The sequence below is a fragment of the Pseudomonas sp. NPDC089741 genome, assembly GCF_044748825.1.
Classification (GTDB): Bacteria; Pseudomonadota; Gammaproteobacteria; order Pseudomonadales; family Pseudomonadaceae; genus Aquipseudomonas; species Aquipseudomonas helmanticensis.
The window spans coordinates 346,628-366,108 of the sequence record NZ_JBIVGT010000003.1; the positions used below are offsets into that span (position 1 = coordinate 346,628).

The 19,481-nt window shown below is 63.1% G+C and carries 6 protein-coding genes (1 of these 6 cut by a window edge); 3 read left to right on the forward strand and 3 right to left on the reverse strand.

The window, feature by feature from the left end; genetic code table 11:
- From ACIPZE_RS05455 to ACIPZE_RS05465, 3 genes are all read left to right on the forward strand, one after another.
- Positions 1 to 14,210, forward strand: the 3' portion of a protein-coding gene (locus ACIPZE_RS05455) for a non-ribosomal peptide synthase/polyketide synthase (RefSeq protein ID WP_400771846.1). 3,634 nt of this gene lie to the left of the window's left edge; only the last 14,210 of its 17,844 coding nucleotides appear in the window; its start codon lies off the left edge, out of view; its stop codon occupies positions 14,208 to 14,210.
- 66 nt (positions 14,211 to 14,276) lie between these two features.
- Positions 14,277 to 15,425: a macrolide transporter subunit MacA gene (gene macA, locus ACIPZE_RS05460; protein ID WP_129394307.1), complete on the forward strand. Its 1,149-nt coding sequence runs from the start codon at positions 14,277 to 14,279 to the stop codon at positions 15,423 to 15,425.
- Positions 15,426 to 15,427: 2 nt separating this feature from the next.
- Complete coding sequence (locus ACIPZE_RS05465) at positions 15,428 to 17,386, forward strand: MacB family efflux pump subunit (protein ID WP_283436175.1); 1,959 nt, start codon at positions 15,428 to 15,430, stop codon at positions 17,384 to 17,386.
- A 180-nt stretch (positions 17,387 to 17,566) separates the two neighbouring features.
- Here ACIPZE_RS05465 and ACIPZE_RS05470 read toward each other — a convergent pair whose 3' ends face one another.
- The 3 genes from ACIPZE_RS05470 to ACIPZE_RS05480 all read right to left on the reverse strand — a co-directional run bounded on the left by ACIPZE_RS05470 (position 17,567) and on the right by ACIPZE_RS05480 (position 19,478).
- Complete coding sequence (locus tag ACIPZE_RS05470) at positions 17,567 to 18,316, reverse strand: helix-turn-helix transcriptional regulator (protein WP_400771847.1); 750 nt, start codon at positions 18,314 to 18,316, stop codon at positions 17,567 to 17,569.
- Positions 18,317 to 18,495: 179 nt separating this feature from the next.
- Entirely contained in the window at positions 18,496 to 19,164 is a 669-nt protein-coding gene (locus tag ACIPZE_RS05475) for a DUF3313 domain-containing protein (protein ID WP_283436177.1), read from the reverse strand.
- Positions 19,164 to 19,478, reverse strand: a complete 315-nt coding sequence (locus ACIPZE_RS05480) for a hypothetical protein (RefSeq protein ID WP_283436178.1) — start codon at positions 19,476 to 19,478, stop codon at positions 19,164 to 19,166. The genes ACIPZE_RS05475 and ACIPZE_RS05480 overlap by 1 nt, the downstream gene beginning before the upstream one ends.
- Positions 19,479 to 19,481 lie beyond the last annotated feature (3 nt).

Consider the following 19,481-nt stretch of genomic DNA (forward strand, 5'->3'; position numbering starts at 1 on the left):
TCGCCCAGTTCAATGATCAAGCGCAAGTGCTGATCGCCCCGCTCGACAGCGGTCTGCTGCTGCGCGTCGAGGACCTGCGCCAGCATCCGCAACCCGACGAAACCTTGCAGGCGCTGATTCAGGGCGAGGCTTCAGGGCCGTTCGATTTGCAGGACGATGCGCTGATTCGCGGTCGCTTGGTGCGGCTCGCCGACGATCATCATGTGCTGTTGCTGACCCTGCACCACATCATCTCCGATGGCTGGTCGATGGGGATTCTGACCCGCGAACTGATGGCGTTGTATCAAGCGTTCAGCCATGGCCAGCCGGATCCGCTACCGCCGCTGGCGCTGCAATACACCGACTACGCGGTGTGGCAGCGGCGCTGGCTCAGTGGCGAGGTGTTGCAGCGCCAAAGTGAATATTGGCAACAGACCCTGGCCGGCGCGCCGGCACTGTTGACGCTGCCGACCGACCGCATGCGCCCGGCACAGCAGGATTACGCCGGCAGCACCGTCGACGTGGTGCTCGACGAACGCCTGAGTGCCGGACTCAAGGCTTTGGCCCAGCGTCACGGTGTGACGATGTACATGCTCATGCTCAGTGCCTGGGCGAGTCTGTTGAGTCGGTTGTCGGGGCAAGCCGAAGTGGTCATCGGTTCGCCCGTGGCCAACCGCACTCGTGCCGAGATCGAAGGCCTGATCGGCATGTTCGTCAACACCCTGGCCCTGCGTATCGATACGTCGGGCGAGTTGAGCAGCGAAGCGCTGCTGGCGCGGGTCAAGGCGCAAACGCTGCAAGCGCAGGCGCATCAGGACCTGCCGTTCGAACAAGTGGTGGAAATCACCAAACCTGCGCGGAGCATGGCGCACAGCCCGTTGTTTCAGGTGATGTTCAGTTGGGACAGCGGCCATGGCGCCAGTCTGAGTCTCGGCGACCTGACCCTGGAAAGCGTTGCCGAACCGAGCCACTTCGCCAAATTCGATCTGTCGCTGACTTTGGCAGACGCGCCGGGCGGGATTCGCGGTGTGTTGGAGTACGCGATTGCCTTGTTCGATGAGTCGACGATTCAGCGTTATGTCGGTTACTTCCAGCGACTGTTGCAGGCGATGGTCAGCAACGATCAGGCGGTACTGGATCAGGTGGCGTTGTTGGCGGACGACGAGCGTCAGCATCTGCTGTTCGAGCTGAACGCAACCGCCGTCAGCCACGACTTTGAGCAGACCGTTCATGGCCGCTTCGAGGCGCAGGTGTTGCGCACGCCAGAGGCTGATGCTGTGGTAGCCGGTGAGCTGCGCTTGAGTTACGCCGAGTTGAACCGCCGCGCCAACCGACTCGCCCATCACCTGCGCCAGTGCGGTGTAGATCGCGATGCGCGGGTGGCGATCTGCGTCGAGCGCGGGCCGCAACTGCTGGTCGGTTTGCTGGCGATTCTCAAGGCCGGCGGCGCTTATGTGCCGCTGGACCCGGGTTATCCCGCCGAGCGTCTGGCGTACATGCTCGAGGACAGCGCGCCCGTGGCGGCGCTGGTGCATGCGCCGACGCGCGTGTTGATCGGCGAGTGGGCCGGCGTGTTGGTCGATTTCGACCAGTGCACCTGGCAAGACCTTGCGCAAAGCAATCCGCAGGTGCCGGACCTGAGCGCCGCGAACCTGGCTTATGTGATTTACACCTCCGGTTCCACCGGCACCCCGAAAGGCGTGATGGTCGAGCATCGTAATCTGGGCAATCTTCTGCACTGGAGCGCCAGCCTGTGCCCGCTGGCGAGCGGTGCTGCGCTGTTGCAGAAAACCCCGTTGAGTTTCGATGCCTCGGTGTGGGAGCTGTTCTGGCCGTTGAGCTGCGGCATGCGCCTGGTTCTCGCCGGCCCGAATGATCACCGCGATCCGGCCGCGCTGGTGCAGCTGATTCGTCAGCAACAGGTCAATGTCATCCAGTTCGTACCGGCGCTGTTGCAGCAGTTCCTTGAAGAGCAAGCAGTCGGTGAATGCCGCAGCCTGACCGATGTGTTCTGTGGTGGCGGTGAGCTGACAGCCGCGTTGGTGCGCAGCGTGCGCGAGCGTCTGCCGCAGGTGCGCCTGCACAACGTTTATGGCCCGACTGAAGCTACCGTTGACAGCACGGTGTGGACGCTGGAGCCCGATTCGCCGGTACCGGAAGGCACGCCGCCGATCGGCAAACCGCTGTGCAATACCCGCGTGTTTATCCTCGATGCTCATCAGCAACCGGTGCCATTCGGCGTGGTCGGTGAGATGTATCTGGGCGGCATGCAGGTGGCGCGGGGTTATCTGCATCGGCCTGAGCTGACGGCCGAACGCTTCCTCGACGATCCATTCAATGATCAGCCCGGCGCGCGTCTGTACCGCACCGGCGACGTCGCGCGTTACCTGGCCGATGGCAACATCGAGTACCTGGGGCGCAATGACGATCAGGTCAAGATCCGTGGTTTGCGCATCGAACTGGGCGAGATCCAGGCGCATCTGGCGCACATCGACGGCGTGCGCGAAGCGGCGGTGCTGGCCCGTGAAGATGTGCCGGGTGATCAGCGTCTGGTCGCGTACTACAGCGGCGAGCCACTGGAAATCGATCAGATGCGCAGTCAACTGCTCAAGCATTTGCCGGACTACATGGTGCCTGCGCTGTTTGTGCATCTGCCGGCCTTGCCACTGAGCCCCAACGGCAAACTCGATCGCCTGGCCTTGCCGGCCCCTGATCCGTCGGCGCTGCTGACCCGCGCGTACGAAGCCCCGGTCGGTGAAGTCGAGACCGTGATTGCCGGGATCTGGGCCGAGTTGCTCAAGGTCGAGCGAGTAGGGCGCTTCGATCATTTCTTCGAACTGGGCGGCCATTCGTTGCTGGCGGTCAATCTGGTCGCGCGCATGCGCCGGGCCGGCTTGTCGGCGGATATTCGCGTGCTGTTCGGTCAACCGACGCTGGCCGCGCTGGCGGCGGCAGTGGGCGGGGAGCCTGAAGCGGCGGTGCCGGCAAACCTGATTCCGGCCGATTGCCCGCGCATCACCCCCGAACTGTTGCCGCTGGTGGCGCTGGATCAAGCGACGATCGACCGGATCGTTGCGAGTGTTCCCGGCGGTGCGCGCAACGTGCAGGACATCTATCCGCTGGCGCCGTTGCAGACCGGCATCCTGTTCCATCATCTGTCAGCCGCGCAGGGCGATCCGTACGTGTTGCAGGCGCAGTTTGCCTTCGCCGATGAACAGCGTTTGCAAGCCTTCACCGACGCCCTGCAACGGGTGATCGAGCGCCACGACATTCTGCGTACTTCGCTGTTCTGGGAAGGTCTTGATGAGCCGGTGCAAGTGGTCTGGCGTCAGGCTTCGCTGAGCTGCGAGGCATCGCAACTGGACGCCGAAGCAGGCGATGCACTGAGCCGGTTGCATGCGCGATTCACCGTCGAAACCTACCGTATGCCGGTTACCGAAGCACCGCTGATGCGCATGGTCTACAGCCGCGATGCCGCCAATCAGCGTGTGGTGGCGTTGCTGCTGTTCCATCATCTGGTGATGGATCACGTCGCGCTCGAAGTGTTGCAGCACGAGATGCAGGCATTTCTGCTGGGCAACGCCGGGCAACTGAGCGAGCCGGTGCCGTATCGCAATTACGTGGCGCACACCCGCTCCGGGCTGAGTGAACAAGAACACCAAAGCTTCTTCGGCGAGATGCTCGGTGCTGTCGATGAGCCGACTTTGCCCTACGGCCACAACCGGGTGGATGACGCGCCAGCGCAAGAGGCGCAACTGACGCTACCAAATTCACTCAGCCACAGCGTGCGCCAACAGGCACGGCGCTTGGGTGTCAGCGCCGCCAGCCTGATGCACCTCGCCTGGGCGCAGGTGCTGGGGCAATTGTCCGGGCGCGACGCCGTGGTATTCGGCACGGTGTTGCTCGGCCGATTGCAGGGTGGTGAAGGCTCGGAGCGTGCGCTTGGGGTGTTCATCAACACCTTGCCGTTGTGCATCGAACTCAATGCGCACAGCGTCAAAGGCGCCGCGTTGGCGACCCATGAACGCCTTAGTCAGTTGCTCGCCCACGAACATGCGCAACTGGCACAGGTGCAACAGTGCAGCGCCATGCCGACGGGCACGCCGCTGTTCAGCACGCTGCTCAATTATCGTCACAGCACCCCGGTCGGGCCGATATCCGCCGAGGTGCAAGCAGCGTGGCACGGCATGCAACTGCTCGATGCCGAGGAACACAGCAACTATCGCCTGACCCTCAGCGTTGATGATCTCGGTGAAGACTTCCGCCTGAAGGTATTGGCCGGGGCTGGCATTGATGCGCAGCGTATCTGCGGCTACATGCAGGCTGCGTTGATGAATTTGCTGGAGGCGCTGGAGCATACGCCGCACGCAGGCTTTGATCGCTTGTCGATCCTGCCGGCAGCAGAGCGCGAACAGTTGCTGGTGCGCTTCAATGCAACCGAGGCCGATTTCCCGCGTGGGCTGACGATTGCCCAGCGCTTCGAGTCGCAGGTCGCCGAGCGTCCGCAGGCCGTGGCGGCGGTGTTTGGCGGACAGCCACTGACTTACTTGCAGCTCAATCGCCAGGCCAATGCGTTGGCGCATCACTTGATCGAATTGGGCGTAAAACCGGATGACCGCGTGGCCATCGTCGCCCGTCGGGGGCTGGACACCTTGGTCGGTCTGGTGGCCATTCTCAAGGCCGGCGCCGGCTATGTGCCGATCGATCCGGCGCATCCCGCCGAGCGGATCAGCTATTTGTTGAACGACAGCGCACCGGTCGCGGTGCTCACGCAAAGCGATCTGCACCAGAGACTGCCGCTGCTGAGCGTGCCAGTGATCGATGTCGACCTGTGCGCATGGCCGGCGCAGGCGCAGCACAACCCTTCGGTAGCAGACTTGACGGTCAAGCATCTGGCGTACGTGATCTACACCTCCGGTTCGACCGGCCTGCCCAAAGGGGTCATGGTCGAGCATCAGACCCTGTCCAACCTGATCGATTGGCACTGCGAAGCGTTCGATTTACGCGCCGGCAGCCACACCTCGAGCCTTGCTGGCTTTGGCTTCGATGCGATGGCGTGGGAAGTCTGGCCGGCCCTGTGTGCGGGCGCGACCTTGCACCTGGCACCGACCCATGACGGTGCTGAAGACATCGATGCGTTGCTCGACTGGTGGCGCGCGCAACCGCTGGACGTGAGCTTTTTGCCGACCCCGGTCGCCGAATACGCGTTCAACCAGAACCGCGATCATCCGACCTTGCGCACTCTGTTGATCGGTGGCGATCGCTTGCGCCAGTTCAGCCGTGAGCAGCGTTTCGCGGTGATCAACAACTACGGCCCGACCGAGGCCACGGTGGTCGCCACTTCCGGGCGCATTGACGTTGGCGCGGCGTTGCACATCGGCACGCCAGTGGCGAACGCGGCGGTTTACTTGCTCGACGAACAGCAACGGCCTGTGCCAATGGGGGTCATGGGCGAGTTGTACGTCGGTGGCGCGGGCGTGGCCCGGGGTTATCTGAACCGCGCAGATCTGACCGCCGAACGTTTCCTGCACGACCCGTTCAGCCGCGCGCCGAATGCGCGCATGTACCGCACCGGTGACCTTGCACGCTGGCGCGAAGACGGCTCGCTCGACTATCTGGGGCGTAACGACGATCAGGTAAAAATCCGTGGCATGCGCATCGAGTTGGGCGAAATCGAGACCCGCCTCAATCAGCTCCCCGGTATCAACGAAGCGGTGCTGCTGGCCCGCGAGGACCAACCCGGTCAGCCGCGACTGGTGGCGTATTTCACCGAACAGGCGGGGGCCGAGCCACTGGCAGTGGGCAACTTGCGCGAGCATCTGCTGGCGCAGTTGCCGGACTACATGGTGCCGGCGGCGTTTGTCCGGCTCGAAGCTTTGCCGCTGACCGCCAATGGCAAGGTCGACCGCAAGGCTTTACCGAAGCCGGATCTGGCCGCGCTGCCGACCCGTGAATACGTGGCGCCGCAAGGCGAGCTGGAAACCGCGCTGGCGCAGATCTGGGCCGAAGTGCTGCAAGTCGGGCAGGTCGGCCGTCACGATCACTTTTTTGAACTTGGCGGTCATTCGCTGTTGGCGATGCGCATGGTCTCGCTGATCCGTCAGCGCCTCGGCGTCGAACTGGCGCTGAGTGAGCTGTTTGCCGACGCCCAATTGAGTGCCGTCGCCGCAGTATTGAACCGTGCCGGGCGCAGCACGCTAGCGGACATTGTGCCGGCACCGCGCGATCAAGCGCTGCCGATGTCTTTCGCCCAACAACGCCTGTGGTTCCTGGCGCAGATGGCCGGTGGCAACTCGGCGTACAACATCCCTGTCGCCTTGCGCTTGCGCGGGCACCTCGACGTCGATGCCCTGCAAGCGGCGCTGGCGCAGATCGTGGCCCGCCACGAAACCCTGCGCAGCCGTTTCATCCGCATCGACGATACCGCGCAGGTGTCGATTGCCCCGGTCGACAGCGGTTTGCTCTTGCGCATGGAAGACCTGCGCCAAGACTTGCAAGGCGAACTCACCTTGCAGGGATTGATGGCGCAAGAAGCCTCGGCAGCGTTCGATCTGCAGAACGATCAACTGATTCGCGGACAACTGGTGCGTCTGGCCGACGAGCATCATGTACTGCTGTTGACCGTGCATCACATCGTCGCCGATGGCTGGTCGATGGGCGTACTGACCGCTGAGCTGATGGCGTTGTATCAAGCGTTCAGCCAGGGTCAGCCTGACCCGCTGCCAGCCCTGACCCTGCAATACGGCGACTACGCCGTGTGGCAGCGGCGCTGGCTCAGCGGTGAAATATTGCAACGGCAAAGCCATTACTGGCAGCAGACCCTCGACGGCGCGCCGGCCTTGTTGACGCTGCCCACCGATCGTCCGCGACCGGCGCAACAGGATTACACCGGCGGCAACGTCGACGTGCTGCTGGACCCGCGCCTGAGTGCAGGGCTCAAGGCCTTGAGCCAACGTCACGGCGTGACCCTGTTCATGACTGTGATGAGCGCCTGGGCATCGCTGATGAGTCGCCTGTCCGGGCAGACCGATGTGCTGATCGGTGCGCCGGTGGCCAACCGCAGCCGCGCTGAACTCGAAGGCTTGATCGGCATGTTCGTCAACACGCTGGCCTTGCGCATCGACACCTCGGGCGCGGTGAGCGTCGAAGCGCTGTTGGCGCAGGTCAAGGCGCGGACACTGGCGGCGCAGGCGCATCAGGATCTGCCGTTCGAACAAGTGGTGGAAATCGCCCGACCGCTGCGCAGTCTGGCGCACAGCCCGCTGTTCCAGACCACACTGAACTGGGACGGCAGCGTCGGCCCGCAACTGGCGCTCGGCGAGCTGACACTGGAGGGCGTCGCCGGGCCGGGCGATGTCGCCAAGTTCGACCTGACGCTGACACTGGGCGAGGTCAACGGGGTGATTCGCGGCTCGCTGAACTACGCCACGGTGCTGTTCGATGCATCGACGATCGAGCGCTACATCGGCTACTTGCAGTGCTTGCTTGAGGCGATGATCAGCAGTGATCAAACGGTGTTGGAGCAGGTGCCGTTGCTGGCAGCGGATGAGCGCAAGCGCTTGCTGCGTGACTTCAACGCCACGGCGCGCGATTACCCGCAAACGTTGACCGTGCACGGGGTTTTCCAGCAGCAGGCTGCGGCGCATCCAAAAGCCGTGGCGGCGGTGCAGGGTGCGCATTCGCTGAGCTACTTCGAGCTGAACGCGCAGGCCAACCGCCTGGCCCATCACCTGATCGCACACGGCGTACAACCGGGAGACCACGTGGCGATCCTGCTGCCGCGTTCGCTGGAACTGCTGGTGGCGCAACTGGCCATTGCCAAGTGCGCGGCGGCCTATGTGCCGCTGGACATCAATGCGCCGAGCGAGCGTCAGGCGTTCATGGTCGAGGACTGTCAGGCGCTGGCGCTGCTGACCTTGAGTAGCGAAGTCATCGACTACGCCGCGCCGCGCATCGATCTCGACACGCTGACTCTCAACGGTCAGCCGACGCATAACCCCAATCTGGTGCAGTCTTCCGAAACACTGGCGTACATCATGTACACCTCCGGTTCCACCGGCACGCCGAAAGGGGTGATGGTGCCGCACCGGGGCATTGGCCGCTTGGTGCTCAACAACGGTTACGCCGATTTCAATGCGCAGGATCGCGTCGTGTTCGCCTCGAACCCGGCGTTCGATGCGAGCACCATGGACATCTGGGGGCCGCTGCTCAATGGCGGTCGCGTGGTGATCATCGACCATCAAACCCTGCTCGATCCGAATGCCTTCGGCCGTGAACTGAGCGCCAGTGGCGCGACGATCCTGTTCGTCACCACCGCGCTGTTCAACCAGTACGTGCAACTGATCCCGCAGGCGCTCAAAGGCCTGCGGATTCTGCTGTGCGGCGGTGAGCGTGGCGATCCGGCGGCGTTCCGGCGTCTGCTGGCCGAGGCCCCCGCATTGCGCATCGTGCATTGCTACGGCCCGACCGAAACCACCACCTACGCAACAACCTTTGCCGTGTGCGAAGTGGCGGAACACGCCGAGAGCGTGCCGATTGGCGGGCCGATCGGCAACACCCAGGTCTACGTACTCGACGCATACCAGCAACCGGTGCCGATGGGCGTGACCGGCGAGCTGTACATCGGCGGCCAGGGCGTGGCACTGGGTTACCTGAACCGACCGGATCTGACCGCCGAGAAATTCCTCCGCGATCCGTTCAGCGATAAGCCTGGCGCGTTGCTCTACCGCACCGGCGACCTCGCACGCTGGCTGGCGCCGGGGCAACTCGACTGCATCGGCCGCAACGACGATCAGGTGAAGATCCGTGGCTTCCGCATCGAACTGGGCGAAATCGAGAATCGCCTGCTGAACTGCCCGGGGATCAAGGAAGCGGTGGTGCTGGCGCGTCGTGACGGTCAGGACGCCACGCGTCTGGTGGCTTACTACACCGCGCACGATGGCGTCTTGGACAGCGCCGAACTGCACGCACAGTTGCACGCACGACTGCCGGAATACATGGTGCCGACGGCGTGGGTGCAACTCGATGTGTTGCCGTTGAACAACAACGGCAAGGTCGACCGCAAGGCACTGCCGGCACCGACGCAGGAGGCGCTGCTCAGTAGGGTTTACGAGGCGCCGGCCAATCCACTGGAAATCAGCCTCGCACGGGTCTGGGCCGAGGTGTTGCAGGTCGAACAGGTCGGCCGCCACGACAACTTCTTCGACCTCGGCGGCCATTCGTTGCTGGCGATGCGCATGTTGTCCCAGGTGCGCGAGCAATTGGGTGTGGAACTGGCGCTGGCCGTTCTGTTCGCCAATCCGCAGCTGGCGGCGGTCGCTGAAGTCTTGAGTCAGGCCGAACGCAGCAGCTTGCCGCCGATTCTGCCGGCGCCGCGAGATCAGGCGTTGCCGCTGTCGTTCGCCCAGCAACGTTTGTGGTTCCTCGCGCAGATGGACGGCGGCAACACCGCCTACAACATTCCTCTGGGCCTGCACCTGCGTGGCCGACTCGACGCCGTGGCCCTGCAACGGGCACTGGCGCGGATCGTCGCGCGCCACGAAAGCCTGCGCAGCCGTTTCGCGCAATTCAACGACGAAGCACAGGTGCTGATTGCCCCGGTCGACAGTGGCTTGCCGCTGATTGAGGAAGATTGGCGCCAACACCCGCAGAGCGACGAGGCCTTGCGCACACTGCTCGACACGGAAGCACGCGGGCCTTTCAATTTGCAGGATGAACCGCTGATTCGTGGCCGTCTGGTACGTCTGGCCGATGATCACCATGTGCTGTTGCTGACGATGCACCACATCATCTCCGACGGCTGGTCGATGGGCGTGCTGACCCGCGAATTGATGGCGCTGTATCAGGCGTTCAGCCACGGCGAGGACGATCCGCTGCCGCCGTTGGCCCTGCAATACGCCGACTACGCGGTGTGGCAGAGGCGCTGGCTGAGCGGCGAGGTGTTGCAACGCCAGAGCGATTACTGGCAGCAGACGCTGGCCGGAGCGCCAGCCTTGTTGAGCCTGCCGACTGACCATCCGCGTCCGGCACAACAGGAACACCACGGTGGCAGTGTCGAAATCGTGCTGGACGAACAGACCAGCGCTGCTCTCAAGGCGCTGTGTCAGCGTCACGCCGTGACGCCGTACATGGTCATCATGAGCGCCTGGGCGATGTTGCTCGCTCGCCTGTCCGGACAGTCCGATGTGGTGGTCGGCACGCCGGTGGCCAACCGCACCCGCGCCGAGATCGAAGGCTTGATCGGTATGTTCGTCAATACGCTGGCGCTGCGCATTGATACCTCGGGCGATCTGAACGGCGCGGCGCTGCTGGCGCGGGTCAAGGCGCAGACTTTGGCGGCGCAGGCGCATCAGGATCTGCCGTTCGAGCACGTGGTGGAAATCACCCGGCCGCTGCGCAGCCTCGCCCACACACCGTTGTTCCAGACGCTGCTGAGCTGGGACAGTAGCGTCGCGCCCGCCCTGGCACTGGGTGGCCTGACGCTGGAAGGTGTCGCTGGGGAAAATCACTTCGTGAAGTTCGACCTGTCGCTGAGCCTCGGTGAAACTGCGCAAGGCGTTCGCGGCTCGCTGCGCTACGCCACGGCGTTGTTCGATGAGTCGACGGTGCGGCGTTTTGTCGGTTACTTCCGGCGCTTGCTGGCGGCGCTGGTCAGCGATGACCAGGCGAAACTGGCGCAGGTCAATCTGCTGGCGGCGGATGAGCAGCAGCGCCTGCTCGGCGAGTTCAATGCGACTGCGCTCGATTGCCCGGTCGAGCAGCCGATTCAAAGCCTGTTCGAAGCACAGGTGCAGCGTCAGCCAGACGCCATCGCCGTGCAAGCTGGCGAACTCTGCCTGACGTATCGCCAACTGAATGCCCGCGCCAATCGACTCGCGCATCATCTGCGCGAGCAAGGCGTTGGGCCGGATGCGCGGGTGGCGCTGTGTGTCGAGCGTGGGCTAGATCTGGTGGTGGGGTTGCTTGGCATTCTCAAGGCCGGTGGCGCATATGTGCCGCTGGATCCGGCTTATCCGGCGGAGCGCCTCGACTTCATGCTCAGGGACTGCGCGCCGACGGCGGTGTTGGTACACACCGCCACCCGATCGCTGTTCGCCGCGACCGATGCGCTGTTGATCGATTTCGACCAATGCAGCTGGCATGACCAGTCGGAAAACAATCCGCAAGTTCCCGGCCTGAGTGCTTCGAATCTGGCCTACATGATCTACACCTCGGGTTCGACCGGCACGCCAAAAGGCGTAATGCTCGAGCATCGTGGCCTGTGCAATCTGGTGCATTGGGGCTCGCAGATTTGCCCGCCGAGCACAGACGGCGCGCTGTTGCAGAAGGCGCCTTTCAGTTTCGACGGTTCGGTGTGGGAGTTCTTCTGGCCGCTGACGGCGGGTGTGCGCCTGGTATTGGCACGGCCGGGCGGCCACCGTGAACCGGCGTATCTGGCGCAAGTGATTCGTCAGCAACGGGTTACGGTGGTCAAGTTTGTGCCGGCACTGTTGCAGCAGTTTCTTGAACTGCAGGAGGTCAGTGAATGCACCAGCCTCACCGATGTGTTTTGTGGTGGCGGCGAACTGACGGCGGCGCTGGCCGCTGCTGTGCGCCAGCACCTGCCGTGGGTGCGCCTGCATAACGTCTATGGCCCGACCGAAGCCACGGTCGACAGCACGGCATGGACGCTGGAACCGCACATGGCCGTGCCGACATCGGAGTTGCCGATCGGTAAAGCCATCTGCAACACCCGCCTGTATGTACTCGATGCGCATGATCAGGTTGTGCCACTTGGCGTCGTCGGCCAGTTGCACATCGGCGGGGTCGGCGTGGCGCGAGGGTATATGGGACTGCCGCAGATGCAGGCCGAGCGCTTTATCGACAGTCCGTTCGTGGCCGGTGATCGCTTGTACCGCACCGGCGATCTGGTGCGTTACCGCGCGGACGGCAACCTCGAGTTCCTCGGGCGCAATGACTTCCAGGTCAAGCTGCATGGCTTGCGCCTGGAACTCGGTGAAATCGAAGCGCGGTTGATCCAGCACCCGGATGTGCGCGAGGTGGTGGTGTTGATGCGTGACGAACGTCTGGTCGCCTATTTCACTACGGTTAATGGCAGTGCTGTACCGGCGATCGACACGCTGCGCGCGTTCATCCTCGAACAATTGCCCGAGTACATGGTGCCGGGCGCGTTTGTTGCGCTCGATGTTTTGCCGTTGAGTCCCAACGGCAAAATCGACCGTCAGGCGCTGCCGGCACCGGGCCTCGACGCGGTGCTCAGCCGCCACTACGAAGCGCCCCAAGGCGAGGTCGAAACCGTGCTGGCGCGCATCTGGGGCGAGGTACTGAATGTCGAGCAGGTCGGACGTCACGACAATTTCTTTGAATTGGGCGGGCATTCATTGCTGGCGATTCGTCTGGTCAACCTGTTGCAGCGTGCAGGGCAGCAGGTGACGCTGGCGGAGCTGTTCCAGCGGCCGAACATCGAATCACTGGCGGCGCTGATCAGTCAGCGCAATGGCGTTCCCGAGCAACCGGAAGGACTGGTCGTGGTGCGACCGGGAGAGGGCGGTCATGCGCTGTTCCTGATCCATGAGTTCAGCGGCCGCGATGTGTATTTCCCGGCATTGGGTTTGCACATCGACGGGCAGTTCCCGATTTACGGCTTGCCCGGTGTGCCGCTGAGGCAGCCGCAACTGCGCACCCTTGAATGCATGGCCGCGCGGATGGTCGGGATCATCCGCTCGGTGCAGCCGCAGGGGCCGTATCGTCTGGCCGGGTGGTCGTTTGGTGGCTTGCTGGCCTATGAAATCGCGCAGCAACTGCTCGGTCTCGATGAGGCCGTGGCGTTTGTCGGCCTGCTCGATACTTACGCGCCGCACCCGGTCAGCCAGGATAAAACCCGCTGGAGTGGCGAGCATCGCGACAAACGTCAATTGCTCGAACATTGCCGTGCGCGTTCGCAGATGCGCGGTGCAGAAGGGCAGCAAGCGTTGACTGAGGTAGAGACGCTGGAGGCGGAAGTCGAACTTATTGCCTTCGACGATTTGTTTCGGCGCTGCTGCGAACAGCAATTGCCGGACCCGGAACTGGCTGCACTGAGCGCAGCGGAATCCTGGAGTTACTTTGATCGTGAGGCCGCCCATGGCCTGGCGCTGGCGCATTACCGGCTCGCCCCGGCCAGTCAGCCGGTGCACCTGTTCCGCGCTCAGGGGCTGATGCCGGGGCAGGCACAACCGAGTCCGACCCGAGGCTGGGAGACCAAGGTCACCCCAGGTTTGCTGCACTGTATCGATGTACCGGGTGATCACCGCAGCATGATGAAAACCCCGGATATCGAGGCACTCGGCCATGCCCTGAGTCAGGCCATGGCGGCGGCGCAGGCTCCGCAGCCACAGGCCTATCAGCCACTGTTGACGATCCAGAGCGGGCACCCCGGGCATGCGCCGATCTTCTGCGTGCCGGGGGCGGGCGACAGTGTCACCGGCTTCATTCACCTGACCGAAGCACTCGGCCCGGAATGGCCGATTTTCGGTCTGCAACCGCGCGGGCTCGATGGCAGCGGCGTGCCGCACAGTCAGGTCGAGGCGGCGGCGAAGTGTTATCTGCAAGCCGTCGAACAGCTGTATCCGCAAGGCCCGGTGCACCTGATCGGCCATTCGTTCGGCGGCTGGGTCGTGCATGCCATGGCCGCGCAGTTGCAGGCGGCCGGACGTGAAGTGGCGTCGTTGACCCTGATCGACAGCGAAGCCCCCGGTGGCAACGGCACGGCGGGCAAACCGTACACGACGACCGCCGCGCTGCAACGTTTGATCGAGACGTTGCAGCTGTCCAGCGGCAAGTCTCTGGGCATCGATCCGCAAGCGTTTGCCGAGGCTGACGAGTCTGCGCAAATGCGCCTGTTGCACCAAGGCATGGTGCGCGCCGGTGTGTTGTCGGCGCGGTCATCGGAGCAGGCGATGCACGGCCCGGTCCGCACTTTCGCCACGGCACTGCGCACGGTCTATCAACCGCAACTGGCCTACACCGGCCCAGTGCGGCTGGCGCTGGTCGATGACCCGACGCTGGATGCGTGGGGCAATCAGCGCGAGCAAGCGGCGATGGTTGAGGGTTGGCAGCGCCAGGTCGCAGATCTGGCGGTGTGGTACGGGCCGGGCAACCATTTCACGATTCTCAAGGCGCCCAACGTCTTCAGTTTCGCGGCGTGGTGGCATGACGGACGGAAAGTGCCGGCGGGCGAAATATTGTCCTGATTGTTGTTTATCTAGCAGAGCCCGGCGTCGCGCCGGGCTCGATCCTGAACGGACTTGTGGGCATTTATGGAAAAGTCGAAGTGGCGCAAAGTCGGTATGGGTTTGGCGTTGGCGGTGGTGGCGGGGTTGGTGTTCTACACGGTGCAGGCGCCGGCGGAGGCGCCGCAGTACCTGACCGCCACGGTCGCGCGCGATGACATCGAGAACGCGGTGCTGGCCACCGGCGTGCTCGAAGGGATCAAGCAGGTCGACGTCGGTGCGCAGGTCTCGGGTCAGCTGAAGTCGCTGAAGGTCAAGGTCGGCGACAAGGTGAAAAAAGGCCAGTGGCTGGCGGAGATCGATCCGCTGGTGCTGCAGAACACCCTGCGCCAGGCTCAGGTCGATGAGGAAAATCTGCAGGCGCAGAAACGCGCCACGCAGGCCCAGCTCAAACAGACCAAGGCGATTTACGAGCGCTATCAGAACCTGCAGGAGGATGCGTCGATCTCGCGCCAGGATTTCGAAACCGCCGAGTCGAACTATCAGGTGCAGCAGGCCAACCTGATGTCGCTGGATGCGCAGATCAAAAGTGCGCACATCCAGATCGACACCGCCAAGGTCAATCTGGCCTACACGCGGATTGTCGCGCCGATCGATGGCGACGTGGTCGGCGTGGTCACTCAGGAAGGCCAGACAGTCATCGCCAGCCAACTGGCGCCGGTCCTGCTGAAACTGGCGGATCTGGACACCATGACGGTCAAGGCGCAGGTCTCGGAGGCCGATGTGATTCATATCGCGCCGGGGCAGGAGGTGTATTTCACTATTCTCGGCGAGGACAAACGCTACTACGCGAAACTGCGCGGCACCGATCCTGCGCCACAGAACTTTCTCGAAACGCCGCCCGCCGGCACGCCGAAGCAAAGCAGCGCAGTGTTCTACAACGCCTTGTTCGAGGTGCCAAACCCTGACCATCGCCTGCGTATTTCGATGACCGCGCAGGTGCGTATCGTCCTCGACACCGCCAAGGCTGTGCTGACCGTGCCGGTGGCGGCGCTCGGCCCGCGCAATGCCGATGGCAGTTTCCCGGTGCGCGTACTCGACGCCAAGGGCCACGCGCAGTCGCGCAATGTGCAGACCGGGATCAACAACAACGTCAAAGTGCAGATCAATGGCGGTCTGGCTGAAGGCGATCGGGTGGTGATCGGTGATCCGCTGACCAATGTGGCGGGGGCCTGAGCATGACTGAACCACTGTTACAGCTCACCGGCATCACCCGCAGTTTCACCGCTGGTGACCGTGAATTTCTCGCGCTGAACAACATCAACCTGACGATCCATGCCGGGGAAATGGTCGCGATCATTGGCGCTTCCGGCTCTGGCAAGTCAACGCTGATGAACATCCTCGGTTGCCTCGATTACGCCACCGCCGGCAGCTACAAAATCAATGGTCAGGAAACCCGCGACCTGGACAATCAGGCGCTGGCCGAACTGCGCCGCGACTACTTCGGCTTCATCTTCCAGCGCTACCATTTGCTGCCGCACCTGAGTGCGATGCACAACGTCGAGATGCCGGCGATTTATGCCGGTACGCCACAGTTGCAACGCCATGCCCGCGCCCGCGAGCTGTTGGCGCGGCTGGGCCTGGAAGGCCACCTGACGCATCGGCCGAGCCAGTTGTCCGGTGGCCAGCAGCAGCGGGTGAGTATCGCCCGAGCGTTGATGAATGGCGGCGAAGTGATCCTCGCCGACGAGCCCACCGGCGCGCTCGACACGGCCAGCGGCAAAGAGGTGATGCGCATCCTGCTGGAGCTGCACGCGGCCGGGCACACGGTGATTCTGGTGACCCACGACCCGAAAGTCGCGGCCAACGCCGAGCGCATCATCGAAGTCAGCGACGGTGAAATCCTCAGCGACCGCGCCAACGAACGCGACACCACGCACTTGCTCAGCGATGAGCCGGTGGCGCCGAAAGCCACCGCTTCACGGCGTCTGGTCGCTAGCCTCGGCCTGTTCAAGGAAGCTTTCAGCATGGCCTGGGTCGCGTTGATCTCGCACCGCATGCGCACCTTGCTGACAATGCTCGGCATTGTCATCGGCATCACCTCGGTGGTGTCGATCTCGGCGGTCGGCGAGGGCGCCAAGAACTACGTGCTCAAGGACATCGCGGCGATTGGCAGCAACACCATCGATGTCTATCCCGGCAGCAGCTACGGTGACAAGCGTGCAGCGGCCATCGAAACCCTGACGCCGGCCGATGTCACAGCCCTGAATCAGCTGTATTACGTCGACAGCGCCACGCCGATGATCGGCCGCAGTCTGTTGCTGCGCTACCGCAATATCGATCTGGATGCGCAGGTCAACGGGGTCAGCGATCAGTATTTCAAGGTGCGCGGGATCAAGATGGCGGCGGGCATTGCGTTCAGCGAAAGCGATGCGCGACGCCAGGCGCAAGTCGTGGTGATCGATCACAACACCCGTCAGCGCTTGTTCGGGCAGGATGTCGATCCGCTGGGCCAGGTGATCCTGATCGGCAACCTGCCGTGCACGGTGATCGGCGTCGCGGCGCCGGATAAAAGCCTGTTTGCCTCGGGCAAGACCCTTAACGTCTGGGTGCCTTACGAAACGGCCGCCGGGCGGGTGTTGGGCCAGCGTTATCTGGACAGTATCAGCGTGCGCATGAAGGACGGCCAGCCGAGCAAGGTGGTTGAAGAACATGTCACGCAGCTGTTGTTGCAACGCCACGGCAGCAAGGATTTCTTCACCAACAACCTCGACAGCGTGTTGCAGACGGTGCAGAAAACCAGTCGTTCGCTGGCCTTGCTGTTGTCGTTGATTGCGGTGATTTCGCTGGTGGTCGGCGGTATCGGGGTGATGAACATCATGCTGGTTTCGGTAACCGAGCGTACGCGGGAGATCGGCATTCGCATGGCGGTGGGGGCGCGGCAGTCGGATATTCGTCAGCAGTTTCTGGTCGAGGCGGTGATGGTCTGCCTGTTGGGCGGGGCGATCGGCATTTCGCTGTCGTATGCCATCGGGCATCTGTTTTCGCTGTTTATCAAGGAATGGGAGATGGTTTTCTCGCTGACCTCGGTGCTCACGGCGGTGATCTGCTCGACGCTGATCGGCATCGTCTTCGGCTTCGTCCCGGCGCGCAACGCCTCGCGCCTCGACCCGATCGAAGCGCTCGCCCGCGACTGATAGCCCGCGCTTGTTGTTGATCGTTCCCACGCTCTGCGTTGATCGTTCCCACGCTCCGCGTGGGAATGCCTCTAGGGACGCTCTGCGTCCAGTGACGCGAAGCGTCACGGGCTGCATTCCCACGCGGAGCGTGGGAACGATCAATAGCGGCGTTATCAAACAGCGATTTTTGCAGGGTTATCAGGCCGCGCTCGATGCCGAGGTTTCCTGCGGTGAATACATCCAGCGCATCAGCGAATGTCGGCCACTGATGCCCAATTTGATCGCTGCCCGCTTGAGATAGCTTTCCACCGTGTTGACCTTCAGTTGCAACTGCTCGGCCAGTTCCGGGGCCGTGCGCCCGGCGAGCAGGCCGATGCACACCTCGGTTTCACGATTCGACAGGCCCAGGCCCAATTGCTGCAAGCGCTCGCTGAAGCGCAGGCGCAGGGTTTCCAGGCCGGTGCCCTCTGGGGGTTCACTGGGGGTTTCGGCGTCAGGGCTGGCGGGTTGTACGGCGTTGATGTGTTTCTCGACCATCGGCAGCAGCACCGGGGAGATGTCCTGTAACAGGCTGCGCTCCTGCGCGGAAAAACGTTGCGACTGGCCGTTGCGGTACACCGAAATCACGTAGCGAAAACCGTCTTTGCGGCGGCTCAGGTGCAGTTGCGAGGCATCGGAGACGCTGGCTGACTCCGGCGGCGGCAGATCGTGACTGGCCGCCGCGCTGTGTTCGGAGAACAGGGTTTCGGCGAGCAAGGCTGGCTCTTTCAGCGGTTCCGGGCCGCTGCGATGGGCTGCGCGGCTGACCGGCTCGACGCGCATCTGGCGGATGTGCGTGGCGTCCACCGCCAGTTGAGTGAGGATCAGGTCGTGCAGCATGCGCGGAAAATGCCGGCTGCCGGTGCTGGCAATGACTTTGCCAATCTGCGGGAACAGGTGTGAGTTCATGTCATTCATCCATGAGTTGCAATGGGCGGCTCGTGTCCCGCAGGCGCCGGGGTGAAGCTCCTTGACCGGTAAAAACGCCTCGGGAATTGGATCCTATCCTAGTACAACGTTTCAGCGATCGCTTAATGAAGGGGTTATTAGTTCATAACCGACGCACACCTCGCCTTGCCGACGGCCGTTTACTTGCGCAGCGCCACGTAGGATTTGCCCAGATCGCCGGCCCAGCCGTCCAGCACGACCTTGACGTCATCGGCGCTAAGCACCTGTTTATCGTTCTCCAGCGGCACGCCGGTGCCCTTGCGAATCACTTCGGCAACCACCTCACCGGTCGAACCATCCTCGAATGACACTTCCGTGGCGATTTCGCTGTCCTGGTCGCGAATGCCGGCGGCAGTGCTCACGCCCGCAGCGACCAGGGTGACCGGCAGCCATTCAAAAAAACGCAAACCCTGGGTGCGGGTGGCGACCCGGGTAATCGCCGGGCGCACGATCAGCGTATTCGGTCCGGGTGACGATACCAGCCGCATGACTTTGCCCAGTTCCTGCCTGAGCGCCGCGTCGTAATACTCGGTCACGCCAGACAACGTGCTCAGCGGAATCCGCGCGGTCGGCGCAACGCTCGGGTAGAACTGGCTCGGCGCCAGATAGGCTTGGGTATAACGGCCTCGGGCCAATGCCGGGCTGACCCAGCCAAGTACCGGCTGCCCCGACGGCGACTGGCGTTCGCTCAACACGCTGTAGTCATGCAGAAATCCGCTGTACAACTTCGGTTCGACGGTTTTACTGCTGCAGGCCGGCAAGCTCAAGGTGGCGGAAAGCACCAGCGACCTGGAGAAATTACTGAGCATCAATGGCTTTCCTTGTGGGCTGGCGCTGTGTTGTCCGAGCACTCGATGTGCAACTGGCCGTGGCGCATGATCCAGTTCACCAGGTCAGCGACCGGGATCGAATGCACGTATTCGACCCAGTGCGCGCTGTCCGGGCTGAATTGTTCGAAGTAGCGGCGCAGGACGATGCGCTCCTGATTGCCGGTCAGGCCCAGGCATGCCTCCTGAAACAGAATCGGCGTACCGTGCCCGGGTGCCGTGGTGCGCTGGCTGAGGATCAATGGACGATGGCTGGCGCGGCCCTCGGCGGTGTGCCTCTGATTGAATTCCTTCATGGG